This is a genomic window from Tessaracoccus luoxuelianae (assembly GCF_054483915.1).
Map to the genome: position 1 here is coordinate 471,459 of NZ_CM137013.1, position 20,115 is coordinate 491,573.

17 protein-coding genes are annotated in these 20,115 nt (G+C 69.2%); 8 read left to right on the forward strand and 9 right to left on the reverse strand.

What is annotated here, in order from left to right; all coding sequences use genetic code 11:
- The first annotated feature begins 20 nt into the window (after positions 1-20).
- Both rhaS and ACX1D1_RS01895 read left to right on the forward strand, forming a co-directional pair.
- Positions 21-1,085 (forward strand): rhamnose ABC transporter substrate-binding protein, encoded by a 1,065-nt coding sequence (gene rhaS / locus ACX1D1_RS01890; protein WP_459055686.1) that lies wholly within the window; start codon positions 21-23, stop codon positions 1,083-1,085.
- 918 nt (positions 1,086-2,003) lie between these two features.
- Positions 2,004-2,366 (forward strand): hypothetical protein, encoded by a 363-nt coding sequence (locus tag ACX1D1_RS01895; protein ID WP_459055687.1) that lies wholly within the window; start codon positions 2,004-2,006, stop codon positions 2,364-2,366.
- A 52-nt stretch (positions 2,367-2,418) separates the two neighbouring features.
- On the opposite strand, the gene ACX1D1_RS01900 is transcribed toward ACX1D1_RS01895, so the two are convergent.
- Positions 2,419-2,985 (reverse strand): hypothetical protein, encoded by a 567-nt coding sequence (locus ACX1D1_RS01900; protein ID WP_459055688.1) that lies wholly within the window; start codon positions 2,983-2,985, stop codon positions 2,419-2,421.
- Positions 2,986-3,227: 242 nt separating this feature from the next.
- On the opposite strand from ACX1D1_RS01900, the gene ACX1D1_RS01905 reads away from it, so the two are divergent.
- The 3 genes from ACX1D1_RS01905 (at position 3,228) to ACX1D1_RS01915 (ending at position 5,589) form a co-directional block, all read left to right on the forward strand.
- A complete protein-coding gene (locus ACX1D1_RS01905; RefSeq protein WP_459055689.1) occupies positions 3,228-4,229 on the forward strand; it encodes a TerC family protein in 1,002 nt (333 codons plus the stop codon).
- Positions 4,230-4,374: 145 nt separating this feature from the next.
- Positions 4,375-5,361 carry an SPFH domain-containing protein gene (locus tag ACX1D1_RS01910; RefSeq protein WP_459055690.1) on the forward strand — a complete coding sequence of 329 codons (987 nt, stop codon included), beginning with the start codon at positions 4,375-4,377 and terminating at the stop codon, positions 5,359-5,361.
- Positions 5,362-5,388: 27 nt separating this feature from the next.
- Complete coding sequence (locus ACX1D1_RS01915) at positions 5,389-5,589, forward strand: type II toxin-antitoxin system antitoxin (RefSeq protein WP_255421928.1); 201 nt, start codon at positions 5,389-5,391, stop codon at positions 5,587-5,589.
- Between the two features lie 17 nt (positions 5,590-5,606).
- Here ACX1D1_RS01915 and ACX1D1_RS01920 read toward each other — a convergent pair whose 3' ends face one another.
- The 4 genes from ACX1D1_RS01920 to ACX1D1_RS01935 form a co-directional block, all read right to left on the reverse strand.
- A complete protein-coding gene (locus tag ACX1D1_RS01920) occupies positions 5,607-6,524 on the reverse strand; it encodes a hypothetical protein (RefSeq protein ID WP_182800615.1) in 918 nt (305 codons plus the stop codon).
- Positions 6,525-6,632: 108 nt separating this feature from the next.
- The gene (locus ACX1D1_RS01925; protein ID WP_459055691.1) at positions 6,633-8,417 is read right to left on the reverse strand and encodes an alpha-amylase family glycosyl hydrolase; all 1,785 of its coding nucleotides are present in this window, start codon (positions 8,415-8,417) and stop codon (positions 6,633-6,635) included.
- Between the two features lie 91 nt (positions 8,418-8,508).
- The gene (locus tag ACX1D1_RS01930) at positions 8,509-9,099 is read right to left on the reverse strand and encodes a DUF6518 family protein (RefSeq protein WP_459055692.1); all 591 of its coding nucleotides are present in this window, start codon (positions 9,097-9,099) and stop codon (positions 8,509-8,511) included.
- 136 nt (positions 9,100-9,235) lie between these two features.
- Positions 9,236-9,610: a hypothetical protein gene (locus tag ACX1D1_RS01935; protein WP_459055693.1), complete on the reverse strand. Its 375-nt coding sequence runs from the start codon at positions 9,608-9,610 to the stop codon at positions 9,236-9,238.
- Between the two features lie 212 nt (positions 9,611-9,822).
- On the opposite strand from ACX1D1_RS01935, the gene ACX1D1_RS01940 reads away from it, so the two are divergent.
- Positions 9,823-10,368 (forward strand): pyridoxamine 5'-phosphate oxidase family protein, encoded by a 546-nt coding sequence (locus tag ACX1D1_RS01940; RefSeq protein WP_459055694.1) that lies wholly within the window; start codon positions 9,823-9,825, stop codon positions 10,366-10,368.
- Between the two features lie 299 nt (positions 10,369-10,667).
- Here the strand turns inward: ACX1D1_RS01940 and ACX1D1_RS01945 are convergent, their stop codons facing one another.
- From ACX1D1_RS01945 to ACX1D1_RS01960, 4 genes are all read right to left on the reverse strand, one after another.
- Complete coding sequence (locus ACX1D1_RS01945) at positions 10,668-12,293, reverse strand: ABC transporter permease (RefSeq protein WP_459055695.1); 1,626 nt, start codon at positions 12,291-12,293, stop codon at positions 10,668-10,670.
- Positions 12,290-13,183: an ABC transporter ATP-binding protein gene (locus tag ACX1D1_RS01950; RefSeq protein ID WP_459055696.1), complete on the reverse strand. Its 894-nt coding sequence runs from the start codon at positions 13,181-13,183 to the stop codon at positions 12,290-12,292. Before ACX1D1_RS01950 ends, ACX1D1_RS01945 begins: the two co-directional genes overlap by 4 nt.
- 85 nt (positions 13,184-13,268) lie before the next feature.
- Positions 13,269-13,946, reverse strand: a complete 678-nt coding sequence (locus tag ACX1D1_RS01955) for a TetR/AcrR family transcriptional regulator (protein WP_459055697.1) — start codon at positions 13,944-13,946, stop codon at positions 13,269-13,271.
- Between the two features lie 446 nt (positions 13,947-14,392).
- Positions 14,393-14,659, reverse strand: a complete 267-nt coding sequence (locus ACX1D1_RS01960) for an HPr family phosphocarrier protein (protein WP_459055698.1) — start codon at positions 14,657-14,659, stop codon at positions 14,393-14,395.
- A gap of 287 nt (positions 14,660-14,946) precedes the next feature.
- Here ACX1D1_RS01960 and ACX1D1_RS01965 point away from each other — a divergent pair, with 287 nt between their 5' ends.
- Together ACX1D1_RS01965 and ACX1D1_RS01970 are read left to right on the forward strand one after the other, a co-directional pair.
- Positions 14,947-18,549 carry a TolB-like translocation protein gene (locus ACX1D1_RS01965; RefSeq protein WP_459055699.1) on the forward strand — a complete coding sequence of 1,201 codons (3,603 nt, stop codon included), beginning with the start codon at positions 14,947-14,949 and terminating at the stop codon, positions 18,547-18,549.
- 107 nt (positions 18,550-18,656) lie between these two features.
- Complete coding sequence (locus tag ACX1D1_RS01970) at positions 18,657-20,114, forward strand: NAD(P)/FAD-dependent oxidoreductase (protein WP_459055700.1); 1,458 nt, start codon at positions 18,657-18,659, stop codon at positions 20,112-20,114.
- Position 20,115 lies beyond the last annotated feature (1 nt).

The window sequence follows — 20,115 nt, forward strand, 5'->3', positions numbered from 1 at the left end:
GGCCAAGAAAGGAAACTGCAATGTTCATCAAGGGACGCAAGACCGGGCGCTTCGGCCTCGGCCTCGTCGCGATTGCCGCATCCGCGGCACTCGCGCTGGCAGGCTGCTCGGACCCGGGCACCGAGGGTTCAGCTGACCCCACCGCAACCAGCGGTGGCGGCGACGCCGGGGGCAGCGTCAGCGTGACGTTCCTGCCCAAGAACCTGGGCAACCCCTACTTCGACACCTCCAACGCCGGCGGCGCTGAGGCAGTCGAAGAGTTCGGCGGCACGTTCGAGGAGGTCGGCCCGACGGAGGCATCGCCCACCGCCCAGGTGCCGTTCATCCAGACCGCGGCCCAGCAGGGCGTCGGCGCGCTCGTCGTGTCCGCCAACGATCCCGAGGCCATCTGTGACGCCCTCAACGAGGCGCGCGACGCCGGCGTGAAGATCGTCACCTTCGACTCCGACACCAACCCGGAGTGCCGCGACCTGTTCATCAACCAGGCCACCGCAGAGGGCATCGCGAAGGTCCAGGTGGATCTGATCACCGAACAGATCGGCGACGCGGGCCAGATCGCCGTGCTGTCGGCCTCGGCCAACGCGACGAACCAGAACGCGTGGATCGAGATGATGGAGGCCGAGCTCGCGGCCAACCACCCCGACGTCGAGCTCGTCGAGGTCGCCTACGGCGATGACGACGATCAGATGTCCTTCGACAAGACCGCCGCTCTGCTCCAGACCTACCCGGAGCTCAAGGGCATCGTGTCCCCGACCACCGTCGGTATCGCCGCTGCGGCGCGCTACCTGTCGACGTCGGACTACAAGGGCAAGGTCATGCTGACCGGTCTCGGCACCCCGAACCAGATGCGTGAATACGTCGAGGACGGCACCGTCGAAGCGTTCGCGCTGTGGAACCCTGCCGATCTCGGCTACCTGGCCGCCTTCGCCGCTCAGGCTCTCGTCAACGGTGACATCACCGGCGCTGAGGGCGACAAGTTCGAGGCCGGCAAGCTGGGCTCCTACACCGTCGGTGAGGGCGCCTCGGTGCTGCTCGGTGAGCCGTACGTGTTCAACGGCGACAACATCGCGGACTTCGACTTCTGAGTTCCGCACCAACCAGGCCAAGCGCCGTCCGGGGTCACCCGGGCGGCGCTTCGTCCTGTCGCGGTGTCGACGCCCTGTAGTTCCCTGATCAGTGGGCTGGCCGCCCCCCATCGCTCCCTGAGGAGGCGCGCCGCCGAAGGCGCGGGTGCAGTCCCTGCCGCTCCCTGAGGAGGCGCGCCGCCGAAGGCGCGGGTGCAGTCCCTGCCGCTCCCTGAGGAGGCGCGCCGCCGAAGGCGCGGGTGCCGTCCCTGCCGCTCCCTGAGGAGGCGCGCCGCCGAAGGCGCGGGTGCCGTCTCGAAGGGTCGTGACTACCACCTTCACGCGCTTCTTGTGGTCGGGTGCGGTGAGGCGTGAGTCGATGCCCGGGCGGCCGTTGTCAAGGGTCCTGTTGTTGGCTGCCGGTCAGTGTGTGGTCGGGGTGTTGAGGCCGCCCGGGCATCGTCTCCCGTCTCCCCGCGCTCGCCATGTCTGTGGCGTGGTCTTGTCCCGGGTGCGGGCCGGCAGGGCGGCGTGGGGGTCAGGTCAGCTCGAGCGGGATGCCAGTTGGTGATCCTCGGGTTGGGCATCGCTGCGCAGTGCCGCCCTGCCGTCCCCCACCCTCGCTGTCAGGTCCGAGTTCTCGACCCTTCGAGACTCCCGCGGTCGCTTCGCGACGCGGGCCGTCTCGAAGGGTCGTGACTGCACCTGGCCAACATTCCAGACCCGCTGAGGTCGATGCCTGCACCAGGAGGCTCGTGGCGATAGCCGCATCGGACGAACAGACCCCACCCGTCCTTCGCAGACCTCAGGTGACCTCACGGAGGTGACCACGAGTCGTCGCAACGGAGAAGTTATCCACAGAACAGGGGAGGCCTGGGACTTCCTCGGCTCGAAAACCGATCTTTGGTATCTACTGCGACTGAAAGGACGGGATGACTCATGCCCGACGACACTTACGAAATCTGCCTGCTTCTGGATGAGGCCTGCCATCTGATGATGCACGACGACGACTCCCTACCCGGTATGTCGCAGCTGGGGGTCGTGACCTGCTGGATGCTGGCGGCGTCCCTGGCGGCGGGGAGGCCGGTTGCGGCACTCCGGTTCCCCGGGACGGCCGCCCGCTGCTTCGCCTGGGCCGCCTATCGAGTCTCGAGGTGGGACCCGCGGCGGCTCACGGACGATGAGCTGTTCTTCGCGATGATGGTGCGCGACGTGGACCTGGACATCGCCCGACGCCAGCCATCGAGGGCCGAAGAGCCGTTGGTGATCGGGGCCCCACGCATCGACCTCGCCTGGAACTGACCTGCCACTTCCCGGCGTGCACGACACGCCGTCGCGATGTCCTCCCGAGCCCCTATGTGGGGTTCGGGGCCGGGTCCGACGGCGTTTCGTGCACGGCGCGCAGCGCCAACGCGGCCGCGCGCACCTCAGCCAGCGGCACGCGCGCCCCCACCGCGACACTCAAGGCTCCCGCGAGCACCCCGTCGACGATCGGGGCGCTGAAGTCCCCCTGCTTGAACAGGAACGCCACGTCGAGGAGCTCGTATCGGTGGCCGCCGTCGTCGAGCGGCTCCTGGAAGCGTGAACCCCCGTCCACGAACGCGCACTCGACGGCGGGGAACGTGCGCTGAGCATCCGCCGCCCGGTCCCAGGTCCGGACGGAGGCGACGGTGTCCGCGACCGCCTGACCATACGCAGCGGAGTTCGCCCGGACGACGTCGGCCACCGTTCCCGGGATCCCCGACAACGCCTCGACGCCCATCCACCCCTCGGCGACGGCGCGTTCGACGAGCCCGTCCCAGCTCTCGTCGGCGGCCACCGTCACCTGGACCCCGCCGCAGAAGGCGAGGTCGTCGACATCGCAGGCCGAGTCGTCGATGACGAACCCGGCGATGGGCAGGGAGGTCTGCAGAGAACTCATCCCCCCATTGCACGCCGCCGCGACCCTCAACTCAAGGCCCCGCGGCACTCGGCTCTCGGCCGGGACGGCATTGCACGGAAAGACGCCCTTGAACAAACCTTCAACATAGGCTTCAATAGTGCCCACGGAGGGGAGTATCCCCCAGGCGCCTCGTCGTCATTACGGTCCGCCATCGGGCCCGGCGAGCCGGTCTTCGGACCGGGAGAGACCTCCGATCGACTGACTCGATCGGAAGGTTCCTCATGGACGTCTCACTCTGGGTGTGGGTCGGCGTCATCGCCGTCATCCTCGCCATGCTCGCCGTGGACCTCGTCGCCCACCGCGACGCCCACGTCATCAAAGTCCGCGAGGCCGCGGCCTGGAGCGCCGTCTGGGTGGCGCTCGGCGTCGGCTTCGGGGCGCTGCTCTGGTGGTGGCAGGGGCCCGAGATCGGTCAGCAGTACTTCGCCGGCTACCTCATCGAGAAGTCGCTGGCCGTCGACAACGTGTTCGTCTGGGCCGTCATCTTCAGCTACTTCGCGGTGCCGCCGCAGTTCCAGCACCGCGTCCTGTTCCTCGGCGTGCTCGGCGCGCTGGTCCTCCGCGGCGCGTTCATCGCCGTCGGCGCCGTCCTGATCGAGAACTTCACCTGGATCCTGTACGTCTTCGCCGCCTTCCTCCTCTACACGGGCTGGCGGATGATCCGGCAGCGCGACGAGCACCTTGACCCCGAGCAGTCGGCGGTGCTGCGCCTGTTCCGCCGCTTCGTGCCGATGACCGACGCCTACTACGGCCAGCGCCTCCTGATCCGCAAGGGCGGCGTGCTACTCGCCACGCCCCTGCTGGCGGTGCTGGTGCTGATCGAGGCCACCGACGTGGTGTTCGCCGTCGACTCCATCCCCGCGATCTTCGCCGTCACCAGCGAGCCGTTCATCGTGTTCACGGCCAACGCGTTCGCGATCCTCGGCCTGCGCGCGATGTACTTCCTCCTGGCCGATCTCATGCACCGCTTCGTCTACCTCAAGATCGGCCTGGCGCTGGTGCTGATCTGGGTTGGCATCAAGATGGCGCTCAAGATCGACGTGTTCTACATCCCCACCTCGATCTCGCTGGCGGTGATCGCGACGATCCTCACCGTCTCCGTGGTCGCCAGCCTCCGGGCCACCCGCGGCCTCGCCCCCGCGCCCGTCGTCGAGGGCAACGGCCCGTTCCGGATGGCCACCGAGGACGAGTTGGCTGAGCTCGAGGGGGCCCGCACCCGCTAAGGCCTTGAGCCGGACACGACCCTCCGCGGGAGTCGTGTCCGGCTCAGCCGTGTCCCCCGGCCAGGGCGGCGGAGGAGGGGCCTTGCCCAGAGCCTTCAGAATGTGATATCACTTAGATATCGAAATTCTCGCGGAAGGACGCACCATGAGCACCCCCCACATCCCAGATCCCTCAACAGACCTCGAGGGCGACTCGCTCGGCGGCGCACCGTCGGGCCGTCCGGTGGGCCGGGAGGGCGCACGGGTGGACATCGAGGAGCGCAAGGCCTGGTACGTCGACGGCCTGCTCGCCTTCTTCGTGGCCCTCGTCATCGGCGCCCTCGCCACCTGGCAGGGCGTCCTCGCGGGCATCCAGCTGGAGAACAACGGCGGCGGCGGCTGGCGGATGTTCCTCGCCATGCTGGCGTTCCTGCTCTCCATGGTGATGTTCTCCTCGCTGACCATCATCAGCCCCGGAGACACCAAGGTCATCCAGTTCTTCGGCCGCTACATCGGCACCATCCGCAAGGCCGGCCTGCTCATGACCGTGCCGTTCACCACCAAGAAGAAGGTCTCGGTCAAGGTCCGCAACTTCGAGACCAACGAGCTGAAGGTCAACGACGCCGACGGCAACCCCGTCAACATCGCCGCCATCGTCGTCTGGCAGGTGGCCGACACCGCCAAGTCCGTGTTCGCCGTCGAGCAGTACGACGAGTTCGTGGCCGTGCAGTCCGAGTCGGCCCTGCGCCACGTGGCCACCACCCACCCCTACGACAACGGCGAGGCCGGCGAGGAGACCCTTCGCGGCTCGACGGAGCTCGTCGCCCGGGAGCTGGCCGACGAGGTGGCCGCACGGATCGCGATCGCCGGCCTCGAGGTGGTGGAGACCCGCATCTCCTCGCTCGCCTACGCCCCGGAGATCGCCCAGGCGATGCTGCAGCGGCAGCAGGCCTCCGCCATCATCGCGGCGCGCGAGAAGATCGTCGAGGGCGCGGTGACCATGGTGCAGAAGGCGCTGGAACGCCTCGAGCGCGACGATGTGGTCACCCTCGACGACGAGCGCAAGGCGGCCATGGTGTCGAACCTGCTCGTGGTCCTCACCAGCGATTCGAGGGTGACCCCCGTCGTCAACACCGGCTCGCTGTACACCTGAGTAGCGGCGCGACGGCAGGGGCAGGTCATGATGGCCGAACGCAAGGCGGTGCTGCTCAGGCTCGACCCCGCCGTCCACGACGCGCTGGCGCGGTGGGCGGCCGACGACCTGCGCTCAGTCAACGCGCAGATCGAGCTCCTGCTGCGTGACGCGCTCAAGAGGGCGGGTCGGTCTCCGAAGGATGCCGGCCCGCTGCCTCAGCGGGGTCGGCCCCCGAAGGAGTCGTGAGCCTTCGTGGCTCGCGGTCAGCGAGCCGACGGCACCCCGTGCGCGGCGAGCAGGTCTGCCACCGCGTCCGGGGAGGTGAGGACAGCCTGAGTGATCACGGTCCTGTGGCACGTGAGCACCAGCTCCGTGAAGCTCGGCGGCGAGGTCTTCTCGGGCCTGCGGATCTCGAAGGACGTCATTCTCCGGAACGGGACCCGGGTCACGTTGTAGGCGTAGTTGGAGCGGCGGAAGAGCGGCTCGACGGTCCTGTTGCGGTTGATGATCACCAGATCTTCGGATGACGCGAGGATCATCGCCCCAGCCGAGCGGCGCCGGCGGCCCCGCTCGTTGAGGCAGGACTGGCCGGGCTCGTCGACGTGGATCGGCTGGACGCGCTCGGTGGCGCCGGTGTTGAGGGCCAGCAACAGTGAGCCGAAGAAGTGGTACTTGGGCGGCGCAGTCGAGGAGGTCACGACGGGGGCCGCCGGCTGCTTGAGGTCGCCTGGCCCGTGGGACAGGACGTAGCGGTCCACCTCCGCGATCGTCGGGTGCGACACGGCGTTGTACTCGACGTCCAGCGCGCCTCCGTCGGCGAGGAGCAGCGTCCATCTGGCCACCAGGAGGTTGGTGTGGAGGATGGTGGCGACGACGTCGTTGCGCGGCGCCTCGCGGCTGGTGACGTCTGTCGGTCCTGCCCGCAGTACGCGCACCTTGTCGGGGAAGACGGCGATCACCGATTCGTACAGGTCCATCCCGGGGTGAACCTTGGCGCGATCGATGGGGCGCGGCACCTTGAGGAGGTATCGGGCGCCTTCAAGGTCGGGCCACCATCGGCTGAACCGGCGGGGAAGGTCTGCCGGGTCCTTGACCTCGGCGATCCAGGGCCCGAAGGCGTCGTACTCGCGCAGATCGTCGGGATCTGCCGCCGCTCGCCAGGTCGGGATTTTGGCAGCCATCATCGGAGTCTCCCAGGTGCGCGACGGTGAGGTCGTCGTCGGCCCGTCCCGAGGCGCGGTACCCCGACGACTCTACCTTCGCCAGTTCACGCGGGCCACCCCCAGTGGTCAGGCGTCCTGGCTGTAGATGAGCACCGAGTACGGGCCCACCGAGATGTTCGAGTGCGCCCCCATCCCGTCCTCGTCCTCCTCGAACGCCGTGACGTCGAAGGAGTCGTGATCGCCGAACAGCGAGCTGTAGAGCTTCGCGTCGCTGTTGAACCGCAGCTTCCACAGCCCGCCGTGCGGCATCCCGATCCGGTAGTCGGTGTAGGTGTTGGTGCTGAGGTTGACCACCACCACGACGTCGTCGCCCGCCCCGTGGTCCATCCAGCGCTGGAAGACGATGACGTTGTCCTCCTCGTTGACGTGGTAGACGTTCAGCCCGCGCCCGGTCAGTCCGCGGGTGACGCCGCCCCTGTTGAGGCGCAGGTCGATGAGCGTCTTGTACAGCTTCGTGATCCCCTCAAACCGCTTGATCCGGTTCCAGTCCAAGGGGTCGTCGTCGGAGAACCAGCCGCCCTCCAGCGCCTCCTGGCCCTGGAAGATCATCGGGATGCCGGGGCTGGTCATCACCAGTGCGCCGCCGACGGTGGAGCGCTTCTGCGCGAACCAGCCGTCGGCGTTCTCCGGGTCGATCTCGTGCGGGACGCGCGCGGAGCCGTTGGCCACCTCGTCGTGGGATTCGGTGTACACGACGCGGCGGAACGGGTCGCCGTCGTAGTTGTGCGAGATCGCCTCGGCGATGGAGGACAGCGACCGCTCCTCGTCGGTCATCGCCGTGATGGCGTGCCGCACGGGGTGCACGAACTCGGCGTCCCACTGGGCGTGGAAGCCGGCGCCGTGGTCCTCGGTGCCGACGATGCGGTCGTGGCCGTGGAGGTCCTCGGCGATCGAGATGCGGCCGGGGTACTGGCTGCGCAGGGAGTCGGTGATCCAGCGCATCAGCCCGAACCCCTCCTCCAGTTCGAACCCGCCGCCGTGGACGCTGCGCATATAGGGCGTCATGTCGAGGCGCAGGCCGTCGACGTGGTACTCGCGCAGCCACATCATGGCGTTGTCGTGAATGAAGCGGCGCACCTCCTCGCGGCCGTAGTCAGGCCGGGTGTCGCCCCACGGGGTGGAGGAGCGGTCGTCGTTGTAGAAGTAGATGCCGCCCTTGCCGTTCTCGCCCCAGCCGTCGAACTGCCAGAGATCCAGGTCCGAGGGGCCGAAGTGGTTGTAGACCACGTCGAGGATCACCGCGAAGCCGCGGGAGTGCGCGGTCTTGATCAGGGTCTTGAAGGCGTCCGGGCCGCCGTAGGCGCTCTCGACCGCGAAGATGTGAGCGGGGTTGTAGCCCCAGGACTGGTCCCCGGCGAACTCGGCCACCGGCATGATCTGGAGCGTGTTGACGCCGAGCTCCTGGAGGTAGTCCAGCTGCTCGATGACGTCGTGGAAGCCACCGACGCCGTCGTCGGAGGGGGCGAACGAACCCACGTGCATCTCGTAGATGACCATCTCGTGGTGCGGCGGGCAGTGCGCGGTCTCACCCTCCCAGTCGTAGGCCGAGTGGTCGTAGATGACGCCGTTGCCCACCGAGTTGGTCACCTGCATGGCGTAGGGGTCGATCCGGTCGAGCTCCTGCTCACCGTTGGTGAGGTGGAACTTGTACTCCTGCCCTGCCGTGGCGCCCTCGACGAAGCCGTACCAGAAGCCGTTGCCCTCGTCGCCCAGTGGGTCGGCGGTGATGCTCCACTCGTTGAAGTCGCCGGTCACGGCCACGCTGTCGGCGTGCGGCGCCCAGACGCGGAAGGCCACGCCCCCGTCGGTGATGATCGCGCCCATCCCGGCCAGTGTCTCGCGCTCGGCCACGTGTCCCCCTCGTTGTTCTTGTGCGGCGAATCGAGTGTGCCCGACGCGCTGCTGTCTGCGCCAGATGCGACCGCCCGACGGCGAGAGTAGGTCAGGCCAGGCCGTAGATCGCGAACAAGGCACGCGCCCCCAGCACGGCGACTGCAAGGGCGGCGAGCCGAGCCCGCCAGGAGCGCAGCCGGGTGATTGACAGCCACACCACCACCGCGACACCCACCGCCGCCTGCGCCCACCAGTACGACGACGGGGTGGTCTCGGCGATTCGCCGCAGCCCGTGCGCGGCCTCGCCGAGGGCGACCGCCGGGAACGCGCCGGCCGCGGCTCCCCGCAACACAGGATCCCCATGGCCCTGCAGCAGCCACACCGCGACGCCCATGACGAGACCGCTCACCACGCCTGCCACCACCCAGAACCCCACCATCCGCATGCTGACGGGGAAGCCGCGCAGCGACGTGGTGGCGTAGTAGCCCACCATGGCGAGCGGGCCGGCCGACGCACCCAGGAGCGCGTGGGCCCACCACCCGCCCCGGCAGGCGAGCGCGACCAGCGCGGCCAGAGCGACGACGGGGGTGGCCGAGTTGAAGAGGGGGGCCAGGGCCTCCGGGGCGTAGGTCTGCCCGAACGACATGGCCACGCCCGCGATCAGCGAGCCGGCCAAAGCCGAGGGTAGACACCTGTGCATGGCCGTCATGCTAGGCGGGCGGGGTGACACTTCGACCCCTCCGCCGGGCCAACCCAGGGCAAACCCAGGGGACCACCCAGTCAAGTCCAGTGGGAACCCTCAGCGCACTTGGGCCGGGCCGCCCGACGACCGGGCGTCAGTGCCCGGTCAGGCCTCTGCCGGTGGGATCGGGCCCAGGCACTCCGTCGTCGTCGACCGACTGCGCGACGTCGGCGTTGACGTCGCCCGCCGCGTAGGCCTCGTTCAGGCGGCGGTAGGTGCGGGTGAAGAAGGCCGCCACGGTGACCACGAGCCCGACGATGCTGAACAGCACGAACACCAGCGCGATACCGCGGGCATCCCCCTCGCCCAGTAGCCACGTCAGGTCCCTTCGCCCCTGGGGCGACCCCGCGTACGGGATGAGCCAGAACTCGGCCAGGGGCCCGATGAGGAATGCGCGCATGGGCGCCGCGGAGGACTCCACGGCCGCGGCGAAGCCGAACACCCGACCCTGCTTCTCGAAGGGGACCACGCGCTGCAGCCTGGAGGAACGCTGGCCGCACGAGGGCCGGGTCGCAGGCCAGGTGCGCGATGAGTCCGACGCGGCTGGCCAGGCACGCGAGCTCTTCGGCCAGACGGCCATCCCCGACGCCGACCGACGCGGCTGGCCATGCTCCGAGCGAACAAGCTCGCCGGGGAGACGGCCAGGCATGGGCCGAAGACGATGCGAATACGCTCAGTCCCATGGGAAAGCAGTTCGCCGGCATCACCGACAAGCTCCGTGCGTTCATCGAGGCGCAGCACATCTTCTTCGTCGCGACGGCGGCGCGCGACGGGCGCGTGAACCTCTCGCCCAAGGGGCTCGAGTCCCTCCGCGTCGTCGGCCCCAACCGTGTGGTGTGGGTCAACGCCGTCGGCTCCGGCAACGAGACCGCGGCCCATCTCCTCGACACCCCCCGGATGACGCTGATGTTCTGCTCGTTCGACGCCAAGCCGCAGATCCTGCGCCTCTACGGCACCGCCCGCGCGCTGCACCGCGGCGACGAGGGCTGGGACGAGCTGCTGGGGCTGTTCCCCGGGTTCGTGGGGGAGCGCAACATCTTCGACGTCGCCGTCGAGATGGCTCAGACGTCGTGCGGGTTCGGGGTGCCGCTGATGGACTTCGTGGCCGACCGCGACACCATGACCGACTGGCTGGTCAAGAAGGGCGACGACGGCCTGCGCGAGTACGAGCGTCGCAACAACCTGGTGAGCCTCGACGGACTGCCGACCGGACTCCCCGTCGCCTGATTGGCATCCCCGCTGGCTGAGGTGCCGCGCAGCGGCCTCGAAGCCTATGAAACGCGAGCTGACAACGTCACTTTTCTTAGGCTTCGAGGCTCGTCGCTTCGCTCCTCGCACCTCAGCCAGCAGGGGTGGGCCCTCGCTTCGCTCCTCGCACCTCAGCCAGCAGGGGTGGGCCCTCGCTTCGCTCCTCGCTCCTCAGCCAGCAGGGGTGGGCCCTCGCTTCGCTCCTCGCACCTCAGCCAGCGGGGGGGGGGCAGCCAGCAGGGGTGGGCTCAGCGAGCGGGTGGGCTCAGCCGGGGTTCTCAGTGGCCGGGGATGTCGCGACGACCGAACCGCCACAACCCGAAAGCCACCAAACCCGCCGCGACAATCAACTGAACCGCCAGCGGCGCCACAGTCAGCTCCTCCGCCGGGAGCGCCGGCGTGTGCTCGAAGGGTGAAATCTGGCGCACCCAGTCAGGGAACTTCAACATGTCGCCGAACAGCTCGATCAGCGCACCCGCCACCACCGGGATCCACGTGAACACCACCAGGCGCGGGGCCAGAGAGTGCAGCGCGACGGCCAGTCCCAGCACCATGAGCACCGACGGGATGCCGACCGCGGACCCCGCGACACCGTCGCCCACCAGGGAGTAGTCCCCGTCGACCATGCCCGCGAACAACCCCGCGACCGCGCCGGTGAGCAGCAGCATCGCGACGCTCGCTGCGGCGACGACGGCGAGGTGGCCGGCGAGCCATCCCCAGGGTCGCACCGCGGTGGCGAGCACCGGCTCGGCGCGACCGCCTACCTCTTCGGCCACCACCTTCTGCCACGCGATGACCGCGTAGATGGCCACGGTGATGCGCATCATCGTCACGGTCAACGTCAGGTAGCCCTCCAGGGCCGCCTCGGAGCCGCCCATCAGCTGCTGGAAGATGTCCGGAAGGTCGTTGAACGCTTCCACCATGGCCGGGGTGAATGAGCCGTACATGGCCCCGGCCAGCGTCAGCGCCACGGCCCACCAGAGGGTCTGCGTCCGCTGGATGCGCCACGCGAGGGTGAGGGGTCCGCGCAGCCAGGCCGCAGCCGTCGCGCGACCCTTGCGGGGTTGCACCAGCCCGGCGCCGAGATCGCGCCTGGCCTCCATCGCGGCCCCGACGGCCACCAGCACCGCTGCGGTCAGCAGGAGCAGGCCGACGGGCCACCACCGGTCGTCGTGGAATGCGCGGGTCTGCTGCGCCCAGGCCAGCGGTGACAGCCAGGAGAGCCAGCTCGCGTACTCGCCGGGCGCGGCCGCCATGTCGCCGATGCCGCGCACCACCCAGGCGGTGGCCAGCACCGCCCCGGCGATCCCGCTGCCCGCCGACGAGAACGCGCTCAGTTGCGAGGTCACCGTCGTCACCCCGGCGAACACCAGTCCGACCCCGGCCGTCCCGGCGCCCAGCAGCAGCGACGACGACGCGTCGCTCCCGAAGCCGATCAGCCCGACGGCGATCAACGCCCCGACGAGCAGGTTGGCGATCAGGGCGAGGATGAGCGCGGACGTCAGCGGCGCGAAGCGTCCCACCACGCTGGCGCGGACGATCTCCGCGCGCCCCGTCTGCTCCTCCAGGCGTGTGTGCCGCGACACCAGCAGGATGTTCATCAGCGCCACGAAGATCAGCAGGTACAGCCAGTAGACGCCCGAGAAGATGATCTGGTGGGTGAGGGTGGTCGGGTCCACGTTCTTCAGCCCGAAGCCCGGGCCGGTGAACAGGGTGAGCGACGGGTTGGCCATCAGGATGGCGAGGGGGGCCAGTTCCTCGGGCGTGCCGAAGATGGTTTTGTAGGCCGTCATCATGTAGGGCACGAAGGCGGCCAGGGACACCACCCAGATGGTGAGCTTCACCCGGTCGCGGCGGGCGGCGAACCGCAGCAGCGGGCCGGTGGCGGTCAGTGGCTGGCTCATCGGGGGGTCTCTTCCCCGTAGTGGCGCAGCAGCATCTGCTCGAGCGTCGGGGGATGCGCGACGATGGACTGCACGCCGGCCACGGTCAGCTGGGACATGACGGTGCCCAGATGCTCGCCGTCGACCTCCATGCTGACGCGGTCCCCGTCGACCTGGGCGTGGTGCACGCCGGTCATGTGGGCGAGGCCGTTGACGGGCTGAGCCGTGGTCGCCTGGATGGTGGTGCGGCGCAGGTGGCGCATGGCGTCGAGGGTGCCGGTCTCGACGATGCTGCCTTCGCGGATGATCGACACGCGGTGGGCGAGCGCCTCCACCTGGCCGAGGATGTGGCTGGAGAGGAGGACGGTGGCGCCGCGGGCGATGAGGCCCCGGACCTCGTCCTGGAAGATGGCTTCCATGAGCGGATCGAGGCCGGAGGTGGGCTCGTCGAGGATGAATAGGTCGGCCCCGCTGGCCAGCGCCGCCACCAGGGCCACCTTCTGCCGGTTGCCCTTGGAGTAGGTGCGGCCCTTCTTGGTGCGGTCGAGGTCGAAGCGTTCGCAGAGTTCGGCGATGCGGGCCGGGTCGAAGTCGCCGCGGAGCCGGGTCAGCACGTCGATGGCTTCGCCGCCGGTGAGTTGGGGCCAGAGCTCGACGTCGCCGGGCACGTAGGCGATGCGCTTGTGGAGCTCGACGGCGTCGCGGACGGGGTGTCCGCCGAGGACGGTCGCGGTGCCGGAATCGGGGCGCAGCAGGCCGAGCAGGATGCGCAACGTGGTGGTTTTGCCGGCCCCGTTGGGGCCGAGGAAGCCGTGCACCTCTCCCTGCCGGACGTCGAGGTCCAGGCCGTTGAGGGCGACGGTGCGGCCGAAGGTCTTGGTGAGGCCGTGGGTGTCTATGGCGTGGGTCATGGGTGTGCCTTTGGGTGAGTGGGGATGTGGAGCCGGCCGCGTAAGGCGGGCCTCGAGGCTCTCGTCGCGGGGTTGCGCGCGGGCCTCAGCGATCCGGCGCGGGCGGGTCGGGGTCCGTGACGCCGTCGGCCGGGATCCGCTCGGGCGCGGCGAAGGCGGCCTTGATCTGGCGCAGCATGGTGTCGTCGGCGAAGAGGCCGTGGGTGAAGAGCTCGGTGGAGGCGATCGAGTAGCGGGGGAGCACCGCCGGGTCCAGGAGGTGCGTGCCGCCCAGGTGCCGCGACACCTGCGCCTCCAGCACCGTCGCGCCCAGGCTGAGCGCCACCAGCAGCGTGACGGTGGCGTCCAGGTCCGTGGGCTCGCGCATGATGCCGGCGGGCACGCCGACGGTGAACATCTCGCGGGTAAGACCGCACATGGCCTCGAAGAGCCGGTCCGCGCCGTCGCCGCCCTCGGTGATGGAGGCCGCGATGTAGCCGAAGAACGGCCGGAACTCGTTCTGCGCCCGGAACACCGCCTCCAGGGGGTCGGCGCCGCTGACGGCGGCCGTCTTGGTCTCGGTCAGGCGGGCCATCATCCACTCGTCGCAGGCGCGCCGGAGGCCGTCCTTGCTGCCGAAGTGGTGGATGACGAGCGCGGCGGAGACGCCGGCCCCCTCGGCGATCTGGCGGACGGTGGTGGACTTGATGCCGTGGGTCCCGAAGAGCCGCATCGCCTCGTCGCGGATGCGTGCGTGTGCTTGGAGGTCATCGGTTGAACCCATGTTCAGTATTCTGAACGCGCGTTCAGTACCTGTCAAGCCCTCGAGGGGTCTTCTGATCCGCAGCGTGGGTTTCGACGCGGGCCGGCGCCGCGGCGCGGAGCGCCCGCTGCGGTGTCGAAACCGACCTGCGCACGGTGACGGCACAACCCCGCTGGCTGACTTGAAAGAACGCTCTTTCCCGCTCCACGGGGGCCGCCCGGCCCCGGACACTGAGGTGCCGCGTAGCGGCCTCGAAGCCTATGAAACGCGAGCTGACAACGTCACTTTACTGAGGCTTCGAGGCTCGTCGCTGCGCTCCTCACTCCTCAGCCAGCGGGGGTGGGCTCGTCGCTGCGCTGCTCACTCCTCAGCCAGCGGGGGTGGGCTCGTCGCTGCGCTGCTCACTCCTCAGCCAGCGGGGGTGGGCTCGTCGGTGCGCTCCTCGCTCTTCAGCCCGCGGGCGGGGATCACTCCTCGTCGAGGTCGCTCTCGATCAGCGAGGCGATGGCGGCGTTGGCGTCCTCGTCGTCCGACTCCACGATGACCGAAGCCCCCGCGCCCGCTCCGAGTTTCACGATCGCCATCGACGAGGCGGCGTCCACCGGCTGCGTCGCGCGGTCGTCCAGGCGCAGCGTCATGGGGATGCCGAGCTCGGCCACGGCGTCGGCGATGATCGAGGCGGGCCGGGCCTGCAGGCCGACGGCGGACCCGACGGTGGCGGTGGTGTGCGGCATGGCTGATCTCCTTCTACTTCGGTGGCTTGAGTCACGCGCCCGCGGGAGCCGAAAGAGGTGGGCGGCGTCGTGCGACGGGGCCCGCCGCGGTCGAACGCGATCATGACTCCGAGACTATGCCCGAGCGGCACCGTCGAACTGCCGATCGTGACATCCGGCCCACCCGGACGCCAGCGCTCAGCCGGATGTCGCCGCCCCAGGGGTTGGCCTCGCGGACATGGCCTTCGGGGAGAGGTCGGGCGATTCGCGCTGGCCCGAGACCCGGGGGCCGTCAGTTAAGGTGCCTCATGCACCAATTGACCAGGGTGGGGGCACTCGCGGCCGGTTTCGCGTTGCTGTCGACGATGTTCATCGTCCCCTCGAGCGCCAGAGCTGACGATCCCGGCACTGAAAAGGTGTCGGTGGCCACAGGTGGGAGCCACGGCAACGGCATGAGCCATGGCGTAGACCTGTCGGCCGACGGCACGCTCGCGGTGTTCGGCTCCAACGCCACCAACCTCGTGGCCGGGGTCTCGAGTGGGTTCAACATCTATCTCCGCAACCGTTCTGCAGGGACCACGCAGCTGGTGAGCCGCAGTGTCTCCGGCGGGGGCGGCAACTCCACCAGCCTGTGGCCGTCGATCTCGTCCGACGGCACCCGGGTGGCCTTCAGTTCGATCTCGAACAACCTCGTTTCGGGTGACGACAACTCAAATTCCGACGTCTTCGTGCGCGACCTGCGGACCGGCACCACCACCCTTGTCAGCCGGGCCGCCGATGGTTCGCCGGCCTCCGGCCGAAGCGAACGCCCAGAGATCTCAGATGACGGCCGCCACGTGGTCTTCGTCTCGAGCGCGCCAGACCTGGTGCCCGGCGTGCCTGCCGGTGTGGGCCAGGTGTACGTCGCCCACCTCGACAGCGGGACAGTCGAACTCGCCAGCGTCTCATCGACAGGGGAGCCCGCCGCGCTGAACGCCGGCCAGCCGACGATCTCCGCGGACGGCCGCTTCGTCGTCTTCCAGTCGTTCTCAACCAACCTGACCCCTGACGGGCTCGGCTACCTGTTCATCCGGGACCTCCAGTCGGGCACCACCTCGGTGATCCCCGATTCCGGCTCGAACCAGAGCCAGGCGCCGACCATCAGCCCCGATGGCCGCTTCGTCTTCTTCCACCGCGGCTACACCTACCGGGTGGTTCATGACCGCCGGACCGGGACCACCGCTGTGGTCGACATCCCTTCAACCTATGCGGCGTCCTGGGCACGATGGAGCGACGACGGCCGGTGGCTGGCCGTGTACGCCGAGGACGGGCTGCGGTCGAACAGCTACCGCCTCTGGGTGTGGGACAGGCTGACCGGATCTGTCACGGAGGAGACGCGAACCGACGCCGGTGCGCCGGTCACCACGGGGGCGGACGGCGTCCCAACCTGGGGCCGGCCGGGCATCAGCGGTGACGGCCGCATCGTCGGCTTCTGGACGACCGCCGACGGCGTGGTCGCCGGTGACACCGGTGGGCTGCGGGACGTGTTCGTCCGCGACCGCGGCGATGTGCTCGGCCCCGCCGTGTCCGACGTCGCCGTCACTCCGTCCTCACCGGTTGGCGGGGAGCAGGTGACGTTGACGGCCACGGCCGACGACACGGGTCGCGGAGGGTCGGTCATCGCGGCGGCCGACTATCGCATCGGATCGGGCGACTGGGTGCCGATGGCGGCGCTCGACGGCGGTTTCGACTCGGCGCGCGAGCAGCTCATGGCCAATGTCCCAGGCCTCCCGGGCGGCACTTCCTCCATCTGCGTGCGGGCCACCGACGGCAGAGGCAATGTCACCGTCCCCCCGGCCTGCACCGACGTCATCGTGGACGAGGCGGCCGGTCCGGTTGCCGCGACAGTCGTCAACGTCGTCGCCGACGCCCCCACCACCCTGCAGCCGTTCGCCCGGATCGGGGTCATGCCGGGCGAACTCCCCGACGTCAACGCCCTGGGATACGACTCCGTCGATGACCCCTCCGTCCGGCGGGATGTGGCAGACGACGGTGACCTCTTCGCCACCTACGGCTCTCAGGTGGTCTCAACGAGCGGCACTGCGGCGGTTGTCCTGGACGTGGGGTTCCTGCGTGCAGACGGAGGCCGGACGAGGATGGACCTCAACCCGATCGAAGGAGTTTCCCACCTCGTCGTCTCGGTTGACCTGGACACCGGCCGGTGGCAGGGACTTGACGGAGACGGCAACGCGTTCGAGGCGCCAACGTCGTGCGTGCGCTCGGCATCCACGCCCGATCCCGGCACCGTCGCAGGGCATATCTGCTTCGCGGTGTCCGCACTGAGCCTCTCTGGAGACGCCGACGGGGACGGCCTGCTCGACGCCTGGGAGCTGTTCGGGGTGAGCACCGATCCTGCAGTGCCGGTGGAACTCGATCTTCCAGGCTGGGGAGCTTCCCCGGACCACAAGGACCTGTTCATCCAGTACGACGTCGAGGACGATGCCCGCTTCGACAGCCGGGTGGAGGACGGCCTGATCGCCGTCCAGGAGGCCTTCGCCCTGGCGCCCGTCGACGCCGGTGGCGTGGACAACCCCGACGGTCAGCCCGGCATCAGGCTGTGGATCGACTCACCGTCGACCGACTCGGCGCTGAGCCTGGAGGGCAGCGATCGCGATCGCGTGGTTACGGGCGAGGTGTGTTCGGTTGGTGACGACGAGTTCTACACCGTGAAGAGCGCGGTCTTCGACGCGAACCGGCGATGGGTGTTCCGGTGGGCGCTCAAGGAGTTGGAGGACGAAGTGGACCTATGCGGCCGAGGGGGGCAGGCCGAGATCAGCGGCAATGACATGCTCATCCTCAACCACGACCAGCGGACCACCCTGTCCGATGGCACGGCCTGGCCCGGCGGCGAGACGTTCATGCACGAGCTGGGGCACATGCTCAACCTCAAGCACGGCGGCTTCGAGAACGCCAACTACAAGCCCAACTACGTGTCGCTGATGAACTACCGCTACGTGTTCACCCTGCACCGACCCAACGGGGGCGACGGGTTCCTGGACTTCTCACCGGTACGCCAGGATCCCCCTGCCGTCGGGGTGCCCGGAGACCGGCCGTCGACCCTCCTCCCGAACCTGGACGAGGGGGCCCTGCCGGTGGAGGTGGTCCTCGGCGCAGATCATGCTGCCGACCTCTCGTGGGCCGACACCGCGTGCGCGCTGACCGTGGCCCCGGCTGACGATCCGTTCGACGTCGACCCGCTCGTCGCGGGCCCGGACAGCCCGGTGTCACATCCGGGCTTCAACACACCGGCCGACGATCTTCCCGAGACGTGCGAGGGTGCCTCGGAGGACGCCACGCAAACCCACCGCGACCACGATGACTGGACGGCCCTCGTTCTGCCGATCGACGCCCTGGGCGACTATTCGGATGCGCCGACCAACCCCTCGGATGACGACGGTCTGCCGACGAACCAGGAGATCGAGGCGCTGCGCGCCGCCGTCCGCACGACGGACCTGCGGCTCGAGGCATCAGGACCGGATACTCCGGTCAGGTCACCCACCGCCGTGCAGCTGACGGTCACCAACGAGCGTGGGATTCCGGCGAACGCCCTCACTGTGCGCATCGATGCGCCGGCAGAGGTCACCGTGACCGGTGAGGGCTGCAGCGCCGACGGGGTCTGTACCCGCGGGGCGCTGCCAGGTGGGGCGGACGTCGGTCTGAGCCTGAGTGTCTCCGGGCCCGCTGGTAGTCACCGGTTGAGCTTCACCGTGGAGGGGCGCGGAACTCTCGACGCCGATCCCGGAAACAACCGTGACGGCATCGAGGTGACCTTCGTCCGCGAGGAGCCGTCGCCGTCTGTCTCGCCGTCGGCGGGCCAGTCGTCGCGGCCGACGCCCAAGCCGACGCCCGGCCTGCCGAACACCGGTGTCTGACGGAGTTCGGATCCGAGGGGGGCATCGACGGCTGAAGCCCGCCCCCCTCTCCGAGGCACGCCGGGCGGGCGTAGACTGAAGGGTGCAGTCACAACAAAGGAGTTGATATGGCTGACGTCGTGGTTCTCGGGGCCGGCGTGTCCGGCCACACCGCCGCCCTCCACCTGTCCCGCCTGCTGCCCTCGGGGCACACCGTCACGGTGGTGTCGCCGAACTCGCAGTGGAACTGGATCCCCAGCAACATCTGGGTGGGAGTGGGCAAGATGGAGAAGAAGCAGGTGGTGTTCCCTCTTGCGCCCGTCTACCGGAAGAAGGGCATCCGGTTCATCCAGGCGAAGGCCACCGCCATCCGGCCGGAAGGCGACGAGACGTCTGCGCGCCCTGCCGTCGATGTCGAGTACACCTCCCCTGACAAGGCCGGACAGACCGAGCGGATCCGCTACGACTATCTGGTCAACGCCACCGGACCGCAGCTGAAGTTCGGGGCCACCCCCGGCCTCGGCCCCCACGGCGGGCACACCGTCAGCGTCTGCACGGCGGACCACGCCGTCGAGGCGGCCGCGGCGCTGCGGGCAACCATCGAACGGCTGAAGTCCGGCGAGAGCCTCACGCTGGTGGTGGGCATGGGGCACGGCACCTGCACCTGCGAGGGGGCGGCATTCGAGTACGTCTTCAACGTCGACCACGAGCTGCGCGAGGCAGGCGTCCGCGATCGCGCGCGCCTGGTCTACCTCACCAACGAGGCCGAACTGGGCGACTTCGGCGTGGACGGCATGGTGTTCGAGGAGCGCGGCTTCCAGACCACCTCCGAGCTCTGGGCGGGGTCGCTGTTCCGAGAGCGGGGCGTGGAGGCCATTCTCGGGGCGCACGTCATCCGAGTGGAGCCGGGGGTGGTGCGCTACGAGACCCTCGACGGGCTCGAGCACTCCCTGGAGTTCGACTTCGGCATGCTGCTGCCGCCGTTCGGCGGGGTGCCGCTGCAGGCGTTCGACCGCGACGGCACCGAGATCACGGCCCAGCTGTTCGCGCCGTCGGGGTTCATGAAGGTGGACGCCGACTACACGCCCAAGCCGTACGAGGAGTGGCGGGCCGACGACTGGCCCAGGAGCTACCAGGCCGTGGGCTACGACAACATCTGGGCGGTGGGCATCGCGTTCGCGCCCCCGCACCAGATCTCGCGGCCTCGGAAGAGCGCCAACGGGACGGTCATCGCGCCGTCGCCGCCCAGGACGGGGATGCCGTCGGGCGTGATGGGGAAGGTCGCTGCGATGTCGATCGCCGACCGGGTCAGGAAGGGACCGACGGCGAAGAACCACGAGGCGTCGATGGCGGCGATGGGTGCCGCGTGCGTGGCGTCGGTGGGGGAGGGGCTGCGCACGGGCTCGGCGGCGGCGATGACGATGATGCCGGTGGTGCCTGACTACCAGCGCTACCCGACGGGCCGCGACCTCGCGGACACGCGAGGCGAGGTGGGGCTCGCCGGGCACTGGGTGAAGCTGATGCTCCACTACCTGTTCCTCTACAAGGCCAAGGCGCTGCCCGGCTGGCAGCTGATTCCGGAGTGAG